Origin of the sequence: Lactiplantibacillus mudanjiangensis (assembly GCF_005405385.1) — a bacterium.
Taxonomy (GTDB): domain Bacteria; phylum Bacillota; class Bacilli; order Lactobacillales; family Lactobacillaceae; genus Lactiplantibacillus; species Lactiplantibacillus mudanjiangensis.
The window spans coordinates 36,125-53,521 of the sequence record NZ_BJDY01000004.1; the positions used below are offsets into that span (position 1 = coordinate 36,125).

Sequence of the window (17,397 nt, forward strand, 5' to 3'; positions counted from 1 at the left end):
GATGTTTCACAAGCTGCTAATTGCGAATCGCGGGGAAATTGCGGTACGGATTATTAAAGCGTGCCGTCAACTGAATATTCAGACGGTCGCCGTCTGTTCAACGGCGGATCGGCAGGCCTGGTATACCCAATTAGCGGATGAAGTGGTTTGCATTGGCCCAGCCGCCGCGGCAGGATCATATTTAAACGCGGAAGCGATTCTGATGGCTGCGATTAATACGCATGCCGATGCGATTCATCCAGGGTATGGTTTTTTAGCTGAAAATGCGGATTTTGCAGCGATGTGTGCCGAATGTGGGATTACTTGGATTGGTCCGAAAGCTGATCAGATTGAACTCATGGGTGATAAGTCGTTGGCTAAAGACTTTGCTCGCTCACAAGGTGTTCCGGTACTGGCGGGGCAATCGATTCAAGGCTTGACCTGGCCCAAGATTAAACAAGCGGCGCTAGAAATGGGCTTCCCGCTTGTCTTGAAAGCGAGTCATGGTGGCGGTGGTAAAGGGATTCGGGTCATTAACGACGTGACCGCTTTACATCACCAACTGCGGATTGCCCGAGCGGAAGCAGCCGCGTCATTTTTAAACGATGCGATGTATTTAGAGCACTTTTTACCCACGGCACGTCATATTGAAGTACAGGTTTTAGGAACCGGGGTGCAGCTGTACATTTTAGGTGATCGGGACTGTAGTTTACAGTTACATAAACAAAAAGTTCTTGAGGAAAGTCCCGCCAGTATTTTAACGGCGGCACAACGGACTGAATTGTCACAGTTGTCACAACAATTATTAGCCGGCGCCGGTTATCAAAGTCTGGGAACGATCGAGTATTTATTTGCTAATGGCCAATTTTACTTCATGGAAATGAATACACGGTTGCAAGTCGAACATGGGGTGACCGAATTGACCACAGGAGTTGATATTGTCATTGCGCAAATTCAACAAGCTGCAGGCGTGCCGTTGTCCTTACCAGCGACCATTTTGACGCCAAAATGTACTGCAATTGAAGCCCGGATTACGGCCAGCGTTCCGATTGAACAAACCTTGATTACGGCTTTTAGTTGGCCCGAGTCAGTCCGAGTTGATACTGGCTATCGCGTTGGTGATCACTTGAGTACGATGTACGATGGCTTAATCGCCAAGCTCATGGTAACGGGGCGAGATCGCAACCAAGCGGTGCAACGATTACAAACGGCCTTAGCAGCGGTTAAGTTAACTGGGCCGGCAACGAATTTGGCGTTTTTACAACAAACCGTGGCGCGACCAGCTTATGTGGCTGATGATTATTCAATTCATAGTTTAGCAGAATGGGGGCAACCGTCATGAGTCATTATCCAGCAACGGGGCAGTGGACCACGTGTCGAGTCTGTGGACGCCATGTCCATGCCCGCCAATGGGGAACCTGGCGGCAATGTCCATATTGCCAAGCGTGGCAGCGGCTAACGGCTAAACAACGTATTGATCAGTTGGTTGATGCAGATAGCTTTGAGCCATTACCAGTGGTTGCCCGTTCACAAAATCAATTGGCTTTTCCAGGTTACGCCACTAAATTAGCACAAGCGACTGAAAAGACTGGTTTAACTGAAGCGGTAGTTGCTGGTTGGGCAACAATTCAGACTTGGCCAGTGATGCTAATTGTAATGGATAGCCATTTCATGATGGGGACGTTGAATACGACGGTCTCAAGGCGAATTATGGCAGCTTTAAAGCAAGCACGTCAGCGTCAAGTTCCGGTCATCATGGTAACCGCGTCTGGTGGTGCCCGGATGCAAGAAGGCATTTATGCGTTAGTCGGAATGAATTTGATTTTGGCTGAGATGGCCCGATTAGCAGCGGTGCCAGTGCCGGTGATCAGTGTCTTAACTGATCCCACGATGGGTGGCGTTTCCGCTAGCTTTGCGTTTAAGGCTGATGTGGTTTTAGCGGAAGCTGGAGCCAAGATTGGGTTTGCGGGACCACGAGTGATCCAACAAACAATGCCCGTTGACTTACCAGCTGACTTTCAATCAGCAGCGAGTTTGTACGAAAATGGGGCCGTTGATGCCGTGATTGCGCGGCCAGAATTACGTGATCAACTAGGTGATATTTTAGCTAGTTATCGTTTTCAGGGGGTGTCAACACATGGATGAACGCTTAAAACGACTACGGGCTGCTGATCGATTGAGTGCACCTACCGTGATTCAGGCGTTGCTGCCAACTTTTGTACCATTACACGGCGATCGAGTACTAGGTGATGATGCCGCATTGACTGCTGGTTTTGGTCGAACTGCTGACCAACAGGCGCTAACGGTGCTAGGCATTGATCGTGGTCAAAACGTCAATGAACGGCGCCAAAAAAACGGTGGAGCCTTAACGGTGCCAGGTTATCGAACGGCATTACGGGTCTTAGCGCACACTGAAAAGTTTCGGATGCCGGTGGTGAGCTTGTTGAATATGCCTGGGGCCGATGCCAGTCCGCAATCAGAGGAGCATGGACAAAGCCAAGCCATTGCCGATTTAATCGCGGCAATGGGCCAATTAACCGTGCCGAATATTGTTGTTTTCTTAGGTGAGGGACATAGTGGTGGTGCGTTAGGGTTTGCCAATGCGAATCGTGTGATTATGCTGGATGACAGTTTATTCAACGTTGCGTCCCCCGAAGCAGTGGCTGCGATTCTGCATGGTCAACAAACCGTTAGTGCCGCAATTGATTTATTGCCGATGACGGCGGCTGCCTTAAAGCAGCGTGGTTTAGTTGATGTGGTGATTGATCATCGCGCGCCCGATTTAGTTGCGACGCTGAGTACCCAGATTATTGACCTGTTAGTGCCATTATTGCCAGTAATGCCGGATGCGTTGATTGCGCAACGAGAAGAAAAGTTCCAAGCATTCTTAGAACAATGGCCGCTTAATTAAAAATACTAAAAAATGCGGTATGAATTCGTTAGAGAATTCATACCGCATTTTTTAGTTTGAATAAGTTAGGTCAACGAACTATTGACCAGTTGTGGTTTGATCAGCAGTAGTCGTTTGCGTGGTATCAGTTGTCGTACTGTCAGTTGTTGAATCAGAACTTGAGCTTGAACTACTGCTACCTGTTGAAACGGAGGCGGTTTCCGAGTAATCACTAACGGTTAAATCGCTAGTGGTTAATTGGAGTTGCGTCCGAATCTTCTTTGAAATCTTCAGACGTTCACTAGCGGAAGCAACTTGGTAAGATAAACCATCAATTGTGGCATCATCACCTTGTAAGGTATATGACTTCGCATGGTGGGTCGCATTCTTGTACTTCGTATCTAAGGCAACCATATCGTTCCAAGTTAGGTCGGTCCGCATGTTGTTTGATAATTGTTTGGTAATCTTTTCAATGTTTGCAATTGAACCAAGTGAGTTTGATTGGCTAACCATCGCCATGATAATTTGACGTTGACGCTTTTGACGACCATAGTCACCTAATGGATCAGAGTAGCGCATCCGTGAGTAATCTAGGGCAGCCGCGCCGTTTAACTTGATCTTAACGCCTTTTTTAACGTTGGCGTGACCATACTTAAAGGTCAACTTAGGGGTAACGGTAACGCCACCCATAGCATTGACAATTTGTTTTAAGCCACCCATGTTAATCAGTACATAGAAATCAATTGGGACGTTCAATAATTTTTCAACGGATTTGACAGCACCACTGGCGCCACCAATCGTATAAGCTGCATTGATCTTTTCAGATTGACCGTCAATCGTGACTAACGTATCCCGCGGAATACTGGTCAAGGACATGGTTTCCTTTTTCGGATTAATCGTGCAGACGATCATCGTGTCGGTTCGAGCTGAGAAGTTAGTCTTGGCACTCCGACCTAAAGCCCCAGTATCCGTTCCTAATAATAGAATTGAGAACGGTTTGTTCTTTTTGATCACGGCATCGACATTGCGTTCTTTTGACGTGCCGGTCGCTTGATAGGTCGTGTTCATGGTACTTTTAGCGGTATTCCAAGTTTTAATACCCCAAGCTGCGGCCCCGGCAATCCCAAATGCCAATAAAATCAATAGGGTGATTAACCACGGCCGATGCTTGTGTGGTCGCAAGTGCGGGTTCTGTTGTCGCCGACGTCGTTCACGTGGGCCCATTGGTTCATTATTATTTTGTGACATATCCGTTCCTCGTTGTTTTATATTTCCTCTAGCCTATTCTATGCCGTTTCTGTAATTGGTGATTCAAATTAGGGCTGATTTAAGAAGATTTTAAACTCTTGCGGCAAGGTTAGTGGTCTCAAGACAGCCAAAAATTTGACATAATCAAAGAACACTATAAGTAAAATTGTTGTTTGAGTCAAACGTTTACAAAATTTTATTGGGTTCAAGCGCTCGGAAAACAGTGGTATACTTAAATAATTCTCATTAAAATTTTATTAATTCGGCAGATTGGAGGAGAAGAAGTTTGGCGATCTTTTTACATAGTATTCAAGGTGTTGTGATTATTATTGTCATGATTGCCTTAGGTTATCTACTCGCTTCTTGGGGTTGGTTCAGCGAAGACTCGACGAAGTTAATTGCTCGTTTGGTCACGCAAATTGCGTTACCAGCTTACATGATTTCGACGATTACCAAAGATTTTACCGCTCAGAAATTATTAGCGACCTTACCGGGATTACGTTTTCCGGTATTAAATATGGCGATTCTCTTCGGAATATCATTCGGGGTGATGCGGGCGTTAAATATCAAGAAAAGTCATCGGGGGCTATTTGCCTCAATGTTTTTGAACTCCAATACCGTTTTTATCGGGTTGCCAGTAAATGAAGCGTTGTTTGGGAACAGTGCGTTGCCATACGTTTTAGTGTATTACATGGCGAATACGACGATTTTCTGGACCCTAGGGGTGTACTTGATTCAACGTGATGGGCCGCAAGCAGCGCAGTTTAATTGGAAACAAACGTTGTCGAAAATTTTCTCACCACCGCTATTAGGGTTTATTATTGGGGTTATCTTGGTCTTGCTCAAGATTAAATTACCAAGCTTTTTAATGTCTGATTTCACTTATATTGGTGGGTTAACGGTGCCGTTGTCGATGATCTTTATTGGGATTTCGATGTCGAATGCCGGTTTGAGTAAGATGCGGTTTGATCGTGATAGTATCGGGATCTTGCTTGGACGGTTTATCTTTGCGCCAGTTTTGATGACGTTAATGCTCATTCCGATGTCAATGCCACTTGAAATGAAACAAGTTTTCATCTTGCAATCAGCGATGCCCGTCATGACTAATGCGCCGGTGGTATCGAAGTTATACGGTGCCGATGCCGATTATGCGGCGATTATGGTAACGGAAACCACGTTGCTTAGTTTGATTGTGATTCCGATCTTAATGATGATTGTCCAATTAGATTTTCTACATTAATTTGAAAGTCACTTGAAAATGGTGCTATACTTAACATCGTTGACTGTTTAAATTTTGGTTAAAAAAGGAAGCGAACGTTTCGTGAAGAAAGCATATCTTTACATTGCAATTTCCACCTTGATGTTTAGCTCAATGGAAATTGCGCTAAAGATGGCGGGCAGTGCCTTCAATCCCATTCAATTAAACTTAATTCGGTTTATGATTGGGGCCATCGTGTTGTTACCATTTGCTGTGCGGGCTTTAAAACAAACCGGCCGGAAATTAGTGGCAGCCGATTGGCGGTTATTTATGATTACCGGTTTGGCCTGTGTCATCGTTAGTATGTCGTTGTACCAATTGGCAATTACGGTGGATCAAGCCTCAACCGTTGCTGTGCTATTCAGTAGTAATCCGGTATTTGCCTTGATCTTTTCATACTTGATTCTTCACGAACGTTTAGGCCGTTCAAACTTAATTTCCGTGGTGATCTCGGTAATTGGGTTATTAATCATTGTGAATCCCACCCATTTAACCAATGGTTTAGGGTTAGTCTTAGCAATTGGGTCAGCGATTACGTTTGGCTTGTATAGTATCATTTCCCGGTATGGCTCAGTTAAACGGGGCTTAAACGGGTTAACGATGACGTGTTTCACATTTTTCGCTGGTGCGTTTGAATTATTAATTCTCGCTTGGATCAGTAAAATTCCAGCAGTCGCTGGTGGGTTACGGGCGATTGGTTTACGGCAATTCGCTGCTATTCCAATCTTGGTCAATGTTAACTTAAATTATTTTTGGCTATTATTCTTTATCGGTGTCTGTGTCACAGGTGGGGGCTTTGGCTTCTATTTCTTGGCAATGGAAAAAACCGATGTGTCGACGGCGTCTTTGGTGTTTTTCATCAAACCAGGGTTAGCCCCAATTTTAGCGGCATTGATCTTGCATGAACGAATCGTGCCAGCAACGATTGTTGGGATTGTCGTTATTTTAATTGGATCAGTGGTTACCTTTGTTGGGAACCGGTTCAAGGAACGCGACAGTACGATGGGCAAAGAAGCGCAAGCGGCTAAAGCCGAGGCGGTACGTCAGAATGTGGCGACCCATTCGAATGCGATTTCAGAACAAGAAAACTAAGTATCAGGGTTGCGAGCCATGTTGGTCGTAACCCTTTTTTTATCGGTGGCTTGCGTCGAGTGACCGATATCGCTTATCATAGAGCTATTGAAGGTAACGGGAGCAGAGAAAATATGACAGAATTGGTACTGGTCCGTCATGGTGAAAGTACGGCGAACCGAGATAATACGTATACAGGCTGGAGCGATGTCCCCTTGACGGCCACCGGCATTGCGCAAGCCAAAACAGCCGGCCAACAGTTGCGAGCGGCTGGCATTCAGTTTGATGCTGTTCATACGTCCGTCTTAAAACGCGCGATTGTAACGGCGAATCTGATCTTAGATGAGATTGACCAGCTGTGGTTGCCAGAATATAAAACGTGGCGCTTGAATGAACGCCATTATGGCGCGTTACGTGGGCAAAATAAAGACGCGACCCGTCAGATTTATGGTAAGGCGCAAGTGCAACAATGGCGGCGCAGCTTTTATACCGTGCCACCGTTATTGGCGCCAGAAGACTTGAGTCATGATCGGCGGTATACCGAATATGGTCAGGCGGTTGAACCGCGGGGCGAAAGCTTAAAAATGGCCTATGATCGCATCATGCCGTACTGGATCGATGTGGTGGCGCCACAACTTTTGGCCGGCCATAATCAATTGATCGTGGCCCATGGGAGTACGTTGCGAGCCCTGATTAAATATTTAGAACACATTAGTGATACTGGTATTGATGGCGTCGAAGTCGGCAATGGCGCACCAATTCGGTACCGATTTGATGACCAGTTGAATGTGATTGATAAAACAGAACTTTGAATTAACTGACGGAGATTAGCCACCTTCACCGGCTAGTGATTCTGCCTGCTGTGGGGACCGGTTCCAGCCAAAGTGCGGGCTTCCACCTCGCTTGGAAGTCTAGCAAAGATCACTAGTCTTCCAAGTCGTCCACATTGTAAGCCCGGAAAAACCATCCGGACTAACAATGTAATCACAGCTGGCGCCATCACTAGCTGGTTCCGGTTAATAGGATGATTATTTATCGATATAGCCGATAGTGAATTCACTCTGAGCCCAGCCGTGGAAGTTTCTTAGCGGTTTACCGCTTAGAAACTGGCGCTTTTGAAACGCGGTTTTGGCGGTTCAAAACGACGGCTAAGACCGTTCCTTGGCTTAGCCGGTCCGTCCACAGCGTTCCGGCTCAGAGTGGATGAACGATAGGCGGCAAGCTTTGCTATACTTTTGGACAATAAACACACAAAACGACCGCAACCATTAGATGATTGCGGTCGTTTGCTTTAATTATTATGATTAATCGCTTAAGCTAAAGCGCCCATTGGATCCCATGGTGCTAAGACCGTTGGTTCTTCGGCTTGAGCCTTTTTGAGGTTGTCAGGTAAGAATTCTTTGTTCACAACGACTTGGTAGCAGTATTCGTCCATCCAAGCGTCGCTCATCACGAAGAAGCCTTTAGTCCCAACTTTTTCGCCCCAGCTGTTTTCAACCTTCCATTTGGTTGGTTGACCATCAACAAGGTCGACACCGGTGATAACCATCGCATGGGTCATTAAGCTTTGACCGTAGTCTAAGCGTTCTGCTTTAGACATTGCCATGTCGACACCGAATAATTCGTCAGTACCGTAAACGTCAGTAGCCATGACCCCTTGTTGGCGATCTGAAGATTTACCAACATCACAACCAAACCAAACACTTTGACCAGCTTGGAGTTGTTTGATGGCAAGTTGTTTGAAGTCAGCCATAGTGACATTCAAATGCTTAACTTCACGGCCACCTAAAACGTTGCCTAACATTTCGATGGTGTAAGTGTGGTTGTATGGCTTGTCATCGGTTGGGGCGTTGATGATTGACACATAGTCGTCCAAGTTCCAGCCAATGTACTTCTTGAAGAAGCTTTGTGGGGTTAAACCTTGGTCGATGTGATAGTTCTTGTCATCATCGCGATATTCCCAGTCGAATTCAGTGACGGGTTCGCCAAAGGCAAAGGCTAACATCCGGTAAACTTCGTTCAACATCTTTTCCTTACGGTCTTGGATGGCGTCAGCACTCGTGCCAGCGGCAACCAATTCGCGTAATTCAACGGCATCTTTACGTAACTTTAAGTTCAAGGTGCTGTTGATTTCAGCAGATTTTGAACTGTTATAAGTTTCTGGCATAACACTCTTAGGCACAATCCCATATTTTTGGATGATTGCGACTAACATGTCCCATTGACCACCATCTTGTTGTGGGGTCGTCATGAGCCAGGCAACTTTGCGGCTGCTGGTTGGTTGATCAGCAGTGGCTAAGACATTTTCGTAGAAGTAGTTGGCTTTTTCGAACTTGTCCCAGAAGAAAGTGTAGTTTTGGGATAATTCAAAGTCAGTTAAGTTGAATCGTTCTGCTAATGAATGACGCATTGTATTTAATGCGGCGAACATCCAGCAACGCCCACTTTGTTTTTGGTTAGCGACTTTACCGGTGTTTAAATCAATGGAAAATACCGGGGTCGTTTGGTTCATAGCTTGAGTATCTTGGCTGCTAGCTAAGATACCATTCTTGGTGACCGCCCGTTCAATAACTTTAGCGGCTGGTCGTGAATCTAAATCAGCTTGGAAATTAGCGATTTGATCCATACTAATTGCTTTACTCAAAAAATCACGCTCCTTTAATCTATTTTTAATTGTATCGGTTTCAAGGCTGAACGGCAAGTGCGGCGATTATGGCCGCGCTGTGATTACTTCTGGACCGTCTTCATGACCAATAATGATGGTGTTAACCATGTCTAAGAACAAGCCGTGTTCGACGACACCAACCATGTGAATCAAGTCTTCAGCTAAGGCGTGTGGATCGGTAATTGGGTTTAAATGTAAGTCAATAATGTAATTATTTGAGTCAGTCCGCACGAATTCGCCGTCTACTTTGCGGAACTCAGGATGATAGCCTTTAGCTACCATTTTTTCAAAGATATGTTGGCTACCATAAGGAATCACTTCAACTGGGAGGCCAAATGCCCCTAGTTGATCAACAATCTTACTTTCGTCAACAATCCACATCACTTTATCAGAATTAATCGCCACGATTTTTTCAAAGAGTAAAGCGGCACCGCCACCTTTAACGCCTTGATAGTCGCTAGAGATTTCATCAGCACCATCAATGGTTAGGTCAAGGTGATCGACTTCATCAACGGACTTCATCGGAATTCCTAAGCTTTTAGCTTGAGCAGCGGTTCGTTCAGAAGTTGAAACGCCGACGATGTTTAAGTGTTCGTTTTTAACACGTTCACCTAAGGCATCGACCATAAACTTAACGGTGGACCCAGTACCTAGGCCGACTTGCATGCCGTCTTTGATGTACTCAACGGCTTTTTGGCCAACGAGTTGCTTCAATTGATCTTGATTCATAATGACAGAACTCCTTTAAAAGAATTTAGTGAACTAATAAATCAGCGTATTCCGGATGCCTAGTGAAATAGGCTTTAGCGTACGTGCAAAGCGGATCGATCAACTTGTGTTCATCCTTAGCAGCCGCAATTACCGCTAACGTTAATTGCGCCGCGATTCCTTGGTGACCAAAGTCGTCGCGGACAAAAGTATGTTCAATCGCCCAAGTTTGGTCATCATTGATGGCGGGAAAGGTGATTTCGCCAGCTAAACGGCCGCTATCATCATTAAAGTAAAACCGATTTGGTTCTCGAATAAAATCCATGTCTGTCACCACCTTGAAAGGGTTTTAAGCTTCACGTTTATTAAACGGGTAATTGCTGGTTTTGTCAACGAAAGGTCGTCCTAAGTATGGTAAAATATGAACACTATCAATGATTTTCAGAAAGCAGGTTTTATTCAATGACTCGAGGATTTGAAATTGTCAGTAAATATGCCGATCAAGGTCTAAATTTGCCTTATCGGGCAACGAAGCAAGCAGCTGGCTATGACTTTGAAGCCGCCACTGATTTTACGTTACCATCTATTTGGAAGCTGAATTTTATCAAGGTGTTGTGGCAACTGCGACACGGTGAAACGGCAACCGATGCAGATTTAGATACCGCCGCTAAAGTGTTGAAACCATATTTAGTACCAACTGGGATTAAGGCGTACATGAATGCCGATGAATATTTGATGATTGCCAATCGATCAAGCAATCCCTTAAAACGCAACTTAGTGTTACCTAATGGGGTAGGCGTGATCGATGCCGATTACTACGATAATCCTAAAAACGAAGGTGAGATCTTTATTCAATTACTGAACTTTGGGATTCGTGACGTTCACATTAAAAAGGGCGAACGCTTAGGCCAAGGGCTCTTTATGCCATTTTTAGCAGCCGATAATGAAGCCGAAGTGACAACGACCCGGACCGGTGGCTTTGGTTCAAGTGGTAAATAACTAGTGGCTGAAACCTGATTACAGTCTATGGATTAAACTATGCTAAAGTTGCCACCTACGTCAACCGGTGATTCTGCCAGCTGTGGGGGCCGGTTCCAGCCGAAGTACGGGCTTTCACCTCGCTTTTAAGCCTAGCCAAAACCGCTAGTCTTAAAAGTCGCCCACGTCGTAAGTCCGGCAAAACCATCCAGACTAACGACGTTATCACGGCCGGCGCCATCACTGGTTAACTCCGGTTAATGTCTCGTTGTTAATCAGACTGAATGATCAACTATCATAGCCGAGAGTGAGTCCACTTTGAGCCCAGCCGTGGGCGTTTCTTAGCGGCTTTACCGCTTAGAAACTGGCGCTTTTGAAACGCGGGTTAGGCGGTTCAAAACGAAATCTAAGACCGAACTTTGGCTTAGATTGTCCACCCACAGCGTTCCGGCTCAAAGTGGGCGAACGGTAGGCGGAAAATTTGTCATATCAAGGATTGATAGTCATATCTAATTTTCAACCTTTAGTAAATAACTAAAAAATGGTAAAGGGCACCCTTTTTACCGGCTTTAGCTAGGAATCATGGTAAAATAAATGTTGAGACTATTTTGGAATTAATTTAGGCATAATAGGTGAAGGAGGCCGGATTCGTGGCAAAAGCCAAAACACAATTTGTTTGTTCTAACTGTGGGTATTCGACGCCCCGTTATTTAGGGCGTTGTCCTAACTGTGGCGAGTGGAATACGTTGACTGAAGAACATTTCGATACGAAACCTGATCGTAAGTCGCGGGTCAGCTTCGCTGGTAAGGCAGCCAAACCCCAACAATTAAAAGATGTTTCCTTAACAAAAACACCACGGGTAACCACCAAGTTGCGAGAATTCAATCGCGTACTAGGTGGCGGGGTGGTGCCAGGGTCTTTAGTCCTGATCGGGGGCGACCCGGGGATCGGGAAGTCGACCTTACTCCTACAAGTTTCGGGACAATTGGCGGAAACGGGTGGCTCAGTATTGTATGTCACTGGTGAAGAAAGTGCGTCACAAGTGAAGTTACGAGCTGATCGGTTAAAAGTTGAAAGTGAAGATTTCTATCTTTACCCTGAAACTGACATGAGTAATATTCGGGCTACAATTGAATCGATGAGTCCCCAATTTGTTGTGATTGACTCGGTACAAACGATGCAAGAACCAGATATCCAGTCAGCGATTGGTTCTGTCGCTCAGATTCGTGAAATTACCGCGGAGTTGTTGCAGATTGCCAAAACCAACGGGATTACGATTTTTATCGTGGGTCATGTCACTAAAGGTGGCGCGATTGCGGGGCCGAAGATTTTGGAACATATGGTGGATACCGTCTTGTACTTTGAAGGTGACTTACATCATACGTATCGGATTTTGCGGGCCGTAAAAAACCGGTTTGGCTCAACCAATGAACTCGGCATTTTTGAGATGCGAACTGCCGGGTTGATGGAAGTAGCGAATCCCTCTGAAATCTTCTTGGAAGAACGGCTCAAGGACGCGACGGGTTCGGCAATCGTGGTTTCAATGGAAGGCTCACGACCGATTTTGGTCGAAGTTCAAGCGTTAGTGACACCGACTGTTTTCGGTAATGCCAAACGGACCGCGAGTGGTCTTGATCATAATCGAGTGTCTTTGATTATGGCAGTCCTCGAAAAACGGGCAAACTTAATGTTGCAAAATCAAGATGCTTACTTGAAAGCAGCTGGTGGCGTCAAGTTAGATGAACCAGCGATTGATTTAGCCATTGCGATGAGTGTCGCGTCAAGTTATCGCGATCAACAAACACGACCTAGTGATTGTTTTGTTGGTGAAGTTGGCTTGACGGGTGAAATTCGCCGAGTTAGTCGGATTGAACAACGGGTCGGTGAAGCTCGCAAACTTGGATTTAAACGGATTTTTATTCCGAAAAATAACTTGCAAGGTTGGGACATTCCTAGCGGTATCGACGTAATTGGGGTGGGGACTTTGAAAGAAGCCCTCCAATTGGCTTTGCAAGCAAACTAAATTGAAGAGGGGTTAAAAGTATGAAAAAGTTAACGGTGCGGCTAGTCTTCATCGTGGTCGGTGGTACTTTAGGGTTAACTTACTTACCATTTTTATGGGAAAACATTTGGTCGCAACCAAATACCTTGTTGGATAACATCTTTACGAATTTCTTATTAGGTGCGCTGATCCTCTGGATTGTGTCATTGTTCTTAGCGAATGCCACAATGCGGTTGGTTGATCGGGTTGAAAAGAATTTGTCGAAGCAAAATCCAATGACATTGTTATTTGGCAGTGTTGGTTTCATTATCGGGTTATTGATCGCGGTTCTGATTTCGCAATTATTCAATCGCAGTCCGTTATTCTTATTGAACACGGTCGTGCCCGTTATTTTGATGTTGTTCTTTGGCTACATTGGCGCCCGGGTTGGGACAACTCGGATCGACGAATGGCGGAAAGTTTTTAACTTCCGGCGACGTGAAAAAGAACCACAGCCCGATATTACCGATGCACAGCCTGATCAAAATTATCATCATTACAAGATTTTAGATACCAACATCTTGATTGATGGTCGGATTTACGATTTGATCAAAACTGGATTTTTAGAAGGAACTTTGTTAGTACCCAACTTTGTGTTGTATGAGTTACAATACATTGCCGATTCAGCGGACAGCATTAAGCGGGTGCGTGGTCGTCGCGGGTTAGATATTTTAAACAAGTTACAGAGTGAAAAGATTATTCCCGTTGAGATGTATGAGGGTGACTTTGAAGATGTGCCAGAAGTTGATAGCAAGTTGATTCAACTTGCTAAAAAGGTTAACGGCGTGATCGTCACTAATGATTACAACTTGAACAAAGTGATTGAATTCCAAAACGTGCAAGTCCTAAATATCAACCAATTAGCGAAGTCATTGAAACCGCGGGTTATTCCGGGTGAAGAGATGAACGTGATGGTCGTGAAAAATGGGAGTGAACGGCAACAAGGGGTCGGTTACTTGGATGATGGCACGATGGTCGTGGTTGAAGATGGGAAGTTCTACATCAACGAAAAAGTCGATGTCGTCGTCACTAGTGCGTTACAAACCGATGCTGGGCGGATGATCTTTGCTCGGTTGGCGCATGCTAATCGTGGTATTTCAGATCATGCAACTAATGAAGCAAGTTCGACTAAGTCAACTCAACAAACTCACAATCAGACACAAGCGCATAAAGGTAACCGCTCGAATAATCGCAATAAGTCGACGAAATCGTAAGCGAAACTTTATTTTTAAGCGTAAACATTGTAAACTGGATGAGCAACGTATGTGCGGCTGATTGTCGCCATACAATTCGGTTGAACCCGAAAACCGGGAGTTCAGTCAGCTCCAGTTATGTAGTAAGTTTGACAAAAAAACGAAAGAGGCGTTAATCACATTGGCAAAGAGCAAGATTCGTGTGCGGTACGCACCAAGTCCAACTGGCCATTTACACATTGGTAATGCCCGGACAGCGTTATTTAACTATTTATTTGCCCGGCATAATAAAGGAAAGTTTATTCTTCGGATCGAAGACACCGACTTAAAGCGGAATGTCGCTGACGGTGAAAAGAGTCAAATGGATAATTTGACTTGGTTAGGGATTGATTGGGATGAAGGTCCTGATAAGGGCGGCGACTTTGGTCCTTATCGTCAATCCGAACGGAAAGATATCTACCAACCCCTCATTCAACAATTGATTGATGAAGGCAAGGCTTATGAATCTTACATGACCGAAGATGAATTAACGGCGCAACGTGAAATCCAAAAAGCCCGTAAAGAAATGCCACATTATGTGGATGAATATGCAGGCTTAACGGCAGACGAAAAGCAAGCCAAAATTGACGCTGCTAAGGCAGCTGGGATTACACCAGTTATTCGTTTCCACGTCCCAGAAGGTCAAACTTATGCTTGGGATGATATGGTTAAAGGCCACGTTTCCTTCGAATCTAAGACGGTGGGTGGCGACTTCGTCATTCAAAAACGTGACGGGATGCCAACGTATAACTTTGCTGTGGTTGTCGATGATCATTTGATGCAAATCAGCCACGTCTTCCGTGGTGATGATCATGTGGCTAACACGCCTAAACAATTGATGATCTATGAAGCCTTTGGTTGGAATCCACCAGCTTTTGGTCACATGAGCTTAATTATCAACACTGAAACGGGTAAGAAGTTAAGTAAGCGTGATGAAACGGTCTTACAATTCATCGAACAATATCGTGAATTAGGCTACTTGCCAGAAGCCATGTTGAACTTTATTGTCTTACTTGGCTGGTCACCAGTTGGTGAAAGTGAATTATTCAGTAAACGTGAATTCATCAAGATGTACGATGAAAAACGTTTGAGTAAATCACCAGCCGCTTTTGACGGGAAGAAACTTGAATGGGTCAATAACCAATACATCAAGAAATCTGATGAAAACGAAGTCTTTGCAATGTCTATTCGCCAATTGATCAAAGCTGGTCGTTTACCAAAACGTCCAACCATGAATCAAATCGAATGGACACGGACGTTAGTGTCATTATTCAAGAACCAAATGAGCTATACGGGTCAAATCGTTGACTTAGCAGACCTATTCTTCAATGGCCCTGCTGATATTAACGAAGAAGCCCAAGCTGAATTGGCTGCTGAAACGGCACCAACCGTCTTAAAAGAATTCCGTCAACGAATTGAAAACGTGGATGTTTTTGAAGCCACTGAAATTCAAAAGACGATTAAGTCAATTCAAAAAGATACTAAGATCAAGGGTCGTCAATTGTATATGCCGATTCGGATTGCGGTGTCACATGAAATGCACGGTCCAGAATTACCAGAAACGATTGAATTGCTAGGTCGGGAAACGACTATCAAGCATTTAGATGCGATGATCGCCGAATTAGCAAAATAACTGTTTGATAATAAGAGTAAATTCGTGATGGTCTGCAGAGAGTGATGATTAGTGTGACATCATGACCACCGAATTGAAGTGCGATTATCACGAAAGCAGCCGGGTGGCCGTTATCCCAGCAATGAGGCCGGTTAACCGGTAAAACAAGAGTGGAAGCACGCGGAAGCGTCTTTTGTATCAGGACAAGTTTTGTGCTGATATGAGAGATGCTTTTTTATTAAAACGATTGATCCTAAACATGTTAAACTTAATTCACGAACAAACGAGAGGAGCTGGCAACATGATTTCAGTTTTTAATACGTTAACACGACAAAAAGAGCCTTTTAAACCCATTACCCCGGGTCAGGTGAAGATGTATGTCTGTGGGCCAACTGTTTACAATTATATTCATATTGGTAATGCCCGCTCAGCCATTGCGTTTGATACGATTCGGCGTTACTTCGAATATCGTGGTTACCAAGTTGACTACGTGTCGAACTTTACGGATGTTGATGACAAAATGATCAAACGCGCTAAGCAAGACCAAACCACGGTGCCAGCGATTGCTGATCGTTTCATCAAAGCGTTCATGGCAGATACTGCTGCGGTAAATATCGAACCAGCAACTGCCCATCCCCGGGCGTCAGAAAACATTCCCGAAATCATCGCCTTTATCCAAGATTTGGTGGCTAAAGATTATGCGTACGCGGTTGATGGCGATGTTTATTATCGAACACGTAAATTTAAAAATTATGGGCAGCTATCTGATCAACGGATTGATGATTTGGAAGTTGGCGCCAGTCAGCATACGGCGGATGAAGAAACTCAGCGTAAAGAAGATCCGATCGACTTTGCGTTATGGAAAGCTGCTAAAGCGGATGAAATTTCTTGGGATTCCCCATGGGGAGCCGGTCGTCCAGGTTGGCATATCGAATGCTCGGTCATGTCAACGAAGTATTTAGGTGAGACGTTTGATATTCATGGTGGCGGTCAAGATTTGGAATTTCCACATCATGAAAACGAAATTGCCCAAAGTGAAGCTAAGACTGGGAAAACATTTGCCCATTATTGGCTACACAATGGGTTTGTCACGGTTGGCGATGACAACGAAAAGATGAGTAAGTCGCTCGGTAACTTTGTGACGGTCCATGATATTATTAAACAAATTGATCCGCAGATTTTACGCTTCTTTATGGCAACGACCCAATATCGGCGGCCAATTCAATATAGTCAGAAGAATTTGGATGAAGCAGCCAATAATTTGAGCAAACTTCAAAATGCCTACACCAACCTGACATATCGGCTAAAAGATGCAACCGCTGGTGGCGATGCGGATGTAACGAAACAGTTACTAGCTTTGAAAGCCAACTTTGTTACCGCAATGGATGATGATTTTAACGTTCAAAATGGGATTGCGGCAGTCTATGAACTGGCTAAATTGGCTAATGTTTATGCCGCACAAGTGACCGTCCAAACGGTCACGGTTCAAGCATTGATCACCGCTTTAACGGATCTCGCCGGTGTCTTTGGCGTTAAGTTCCAAGAAGCGGCTGCCGAATTAGCTGATGCAGATATTCAAGCCTTGATTGATGATCGCGAAGCTGCGCGGCAAGCCAAAGACTTTGCTAAAGCGGATCAAATTCGTGATGATTTAAAAGCACAAGGGATTATTTTGGAAGATACGCCCCAAGGGGTTCGATTTAGAAAGGATTAA

General features: G+C 44.8%; 15 protein-coding genes. 11 read left to right on the plus strand and 4 right to left on the minus strand.

What is annotated here, in order from left to right; translation table 11 throughout:
- Position 1: 1 nt before the first annotated feature.
- From FFM84_RS08375 to accA, 3 genes are read left to right on the plus strand one after another with little or no spacing between them, the layout of a single operon-like run.
- The gene (locus FFM84_RS08375; protein WP_130844819.1) at positions 2 to 1,321 is read left to right on the plus strand and encodes an acetyl-CoA carboxylase biotin carboxylase subunit; all 1,320 of its coding nucleotides are present in this window, start codon (positions 2 to 4) and stop codon (positions 1,319 to 1,321) included.
- Complete coding sequence (locus FFM84_RS08380) at positions 1,318 to 2,124, plus strand: acetyl-CoA carboxylase carboxyltransferase subunit beta (protein WP_130844820.1); 807 nt, start codon at positions 1,318 to 1,320, stop codon at positions 2,122 to 2,124. The genes FFM84_RS08375 and FFM84_RS08380 overlap by 4 nt, the downstream gene beginning before the upstream one ends.
- Complete coding sequence (gene accA / locus FFM84_RS08385; protein WP_130844821.1) at positions 2,117 to 2,890, plus strand: carboxyltransferase subunit alpha; 774 nt, start codon at positions 2,117 to 2,119, stop codon at positions 2,888 to 2,890. The genes FFM84_RS08380 and accA overlap by 8 nt, the downstream gene beginning before the upstream one ends.
- A gap of 78 nt (positions 2,891 to 2,968) precedes the next feature.
- Here the strand turns inward: accA and FFM84_RS08390 are convergent, their stop codons facing one another.
- Positions 2,969 to 4,117 carry an LCP family glycopolymer transferase gene (locus tag FFM84_RS08390; RefSeq protein ID WP_130844822.1) on the minus strand — a complete coding sequence of 383 codons (1,149 nt, stop codon included), beginning with the start codon at positions 4,115 to 4,117 and terminating at the stop codon, positions 2,969 to 2,971.
- Positions 4,118 to 4,403: 286 nt separating this feature from the next.
- On the opposite strand from FFM84_RS08390, the gene FFM84_RS08395 reads away from it, so the two are divergent.
- The 3 genes from FFM84_RS08395 to FFM84_RS08405 all read left to right on the plus strand — a co-directional run bounded on the left by FFM84_RS08395 (position 4,404) and on the right by FFM84_RS08405 (position 7,258).
- On the plus strand, positions 4,404 to 5,357 hold the full coding sequence (locus FFM84_RS08395) for an AEC family transporter (RefSeq protein ID WP_130844823.1): 954 nt from the start codon (positions 4,404 to 4,406) through the stop codon (positions 5,355 to 5,357).
- Positions 5,358 to 5,438: 81 nt separating this feature from the next.
- Entirely contained in the window at positions 5,439 to 6,467 is a 1,029-nt protein-coding gene (locus FFM84_RS08400) for a DMT family transporter (protein WP_130844824.1), read from the plus strand.
- Positions 6,468 to 6,580: 113 nt separating this feature from the next.
- Positions 6,581 to 7,258: a 2,3-bisphosphoglycerate-dependent phosphoglycerate mutase gene (locus tag FFM84_RS08405; RefSeq protein WP_130844825.1), complete on the plus strand. Its 678-nt coding sequence runs from the start codon at positions 6,581 to 6,583 to the stop codon at positions 7,256 to 7,258.
- A 500-nt stretch (positions 7,259 to 7,758) separates the two neighbouring features.
- On the opposite strand, the gene FFM84_RS08410 is transcribed toward FFM84_RS08405, so the two are convergent.
- From FFM84_RS08410 to FFM84_RS08420, 3 genes are all read right to left on the minus strand, one after another.
- Entirely contained in the window at positions 7,759 to 9,090 is a 1,332-nt protein-coding gene (locus FFM84_RS08410; protein ID WP_130844826.1) for a C1 family peptidase, read from the minus strand.
- Between the two features lie 66 nt (positions 9,091 to 9,156).
- Positions 9,157 to 9,840 (minus strand): ribose-5-phosphate isomerase RpiA, encoded by a 684-nt coding sequence (gene rpiA / locus FFM84_RS08415; protein ID WP_130844827.1) that lies wholly within the window; start codon positions 9,838 to 9,840, stop codon positions 9,157 to 9,159.
- 25 nt (positions 9,841 to 9,865) lie between these two features.
- Positions 9,866 to 10,144, minus strand: coding sequence for a GNAT family N-acetyltransferase (locus tag FFM84_RS08420; protein WP_130844828.1), 279 nt, complete (start codon positions 10,142 to 10,144; stop codon positions 9,866 to 9,868).
- A gap of 137 nt (positions 10,145 to 10,281) precedes the next feature.
- Between FFM84_RS08420 and FFM84_RS08425 the strand changes: the two genes are divergently transcribed.
- The 5 genes from FFM84_RS08425 to cysS all read left to right on the plus strand — a co-directional run bounded on the left by FFM84_RS08425 (position 10,282) and on the right by cysS (position 17,397).
- The gene (locus FFM84_RS08425; protein ID WP_130844829.1) at positions 10,282 to 10,818 is read left to right on the plus strand and encodes a dCTP deaminase/dUTPase family protein; all 537 of its coding nucleotides are present in this window, start codon (positions 10,282 to 10,284) and stop codon (positions 10,816 to 10,818) included.
- 629 nt (positions 10,819 to 11,447) lie between these two features.
- Positions 11,448 to 12,821, plus strand: a complete 1,374-nt coding sequence (radA, locus tag FFM84_RS08430) for a DNA repair protein RadA (protein WP_130844830.1) — start codon at positions 11,448 to 11,450, stop codon at positions 12,819 to 12,821.
- A 20-nt stretch (positions 12,822 to 12,841) separates the two neighbouring features.
- Positions 12,842 to 14,053 carry a PIN/TRAM domain-containing protein gene (locus FFM84_RS08435; RefSeq protein WP_130844831.1) on the plus strand — a complete coding sequence of 404 codons (1,212 nt, stop codon included), beginning with the start codon at positions 12,842 to 12,844 and terminating at the stop codon, positions 14,051 to 14,053.
- A gap of 160 nt (positions 14,054 to 14,213) precedes the next feature.
- On the plus strand, positions 14,214 to 15,704 hold the full coding sequence (gltX, locus tag FFM84_RS08440; protein ID WP_130844832.1) for a glutamate--tRNA ligase: 1,491 nt from the start codon (positions 14,214 to 14,216) through the stop codon (positions 15,702 to 15,704).
- Positions 15,705 to 15,984: 280 nt separating this feature from the next.
- Positions 15,985 to 17,397, plus strand: a complete 1,413-nt coding sequence (cysS, locus tag FFM84_RS08445; RefSeq protein WP_130844833.1) for a cysteine--tRNA ligase — start codon at positions 15,985 to 15,987, stop codon at positions 17,395 to 17,397.

Bases quoted from the DNA above. Each gene is read 5' to 3' on its own strand.
- FFM84_RS08375 (WP_130844819.1), top strand. From the start codon at position 2: ATGTTTCACAAGCTGCTAATTGCGAATCGCGGGGAAATTGCGGTACGG.
- FFM84_RS08380 (WP_130844820.1), top strand. From the start codon at position 1,318: ATGAGTCATTATCCAGCAACGGGGCAGTGGACCACGTGTCGAGTCTGT.
- accA (WP_130844821.1), top strand. From the start codon at position 2,117: ATGGATGAACGCTTAAAACGACTACGGGCTGCTGATCGATTGAGTGCA.
- FFM84_RS08390 (WP_130844822.1), bottom strand. From the start codon at position 4,117: ATGTCACAAAATAATAATGAACCAATGGGCCCACGTGAACGACGTCGG.
- FFM84_RS08405 (WP_130844825.1), top strand. From the start codon at position 6,581: ATGACAGAATTGGTACTGGTCCGTCATGGTGAAAGTACGGCGAACCGA.
- rpiA (WP_130844827.1), bottom strand. From the start codon at position 9,840: ATGAATCAAGATCAATTGAAGCAACTCGTTGGCCAAAAAGCCGTTGAG.
- FFM84_RS08420 (WP_130844828.1), bottom strand. From the start codon at position 10,144: ATGGATTTTATTCGAGAACCAAATCGGTTTTACTTTAATGATGATAGC.
- FFM84_RS08425 (WP_130844829.1), top strand. From the start codon at position 10,282: ATGACTCGAGGATTTGAAATTGTCAGTAAATATGCCGATCAAGGTCTA.
- FFM84_RS08435 (WP_130844831.1), top strand. From the start codon at position 12,842: ATGAAAAAGTTAACGGTGCGGCTAGTCTTCATCGTGGTCGGTGGTACT.
- cysS (WP_130844833.1), top strand. From the start codon at position 15,985: ATGATTTCAGTTTTTAATACGTTAACACGACAAAAAGAGCCTTTTAAA.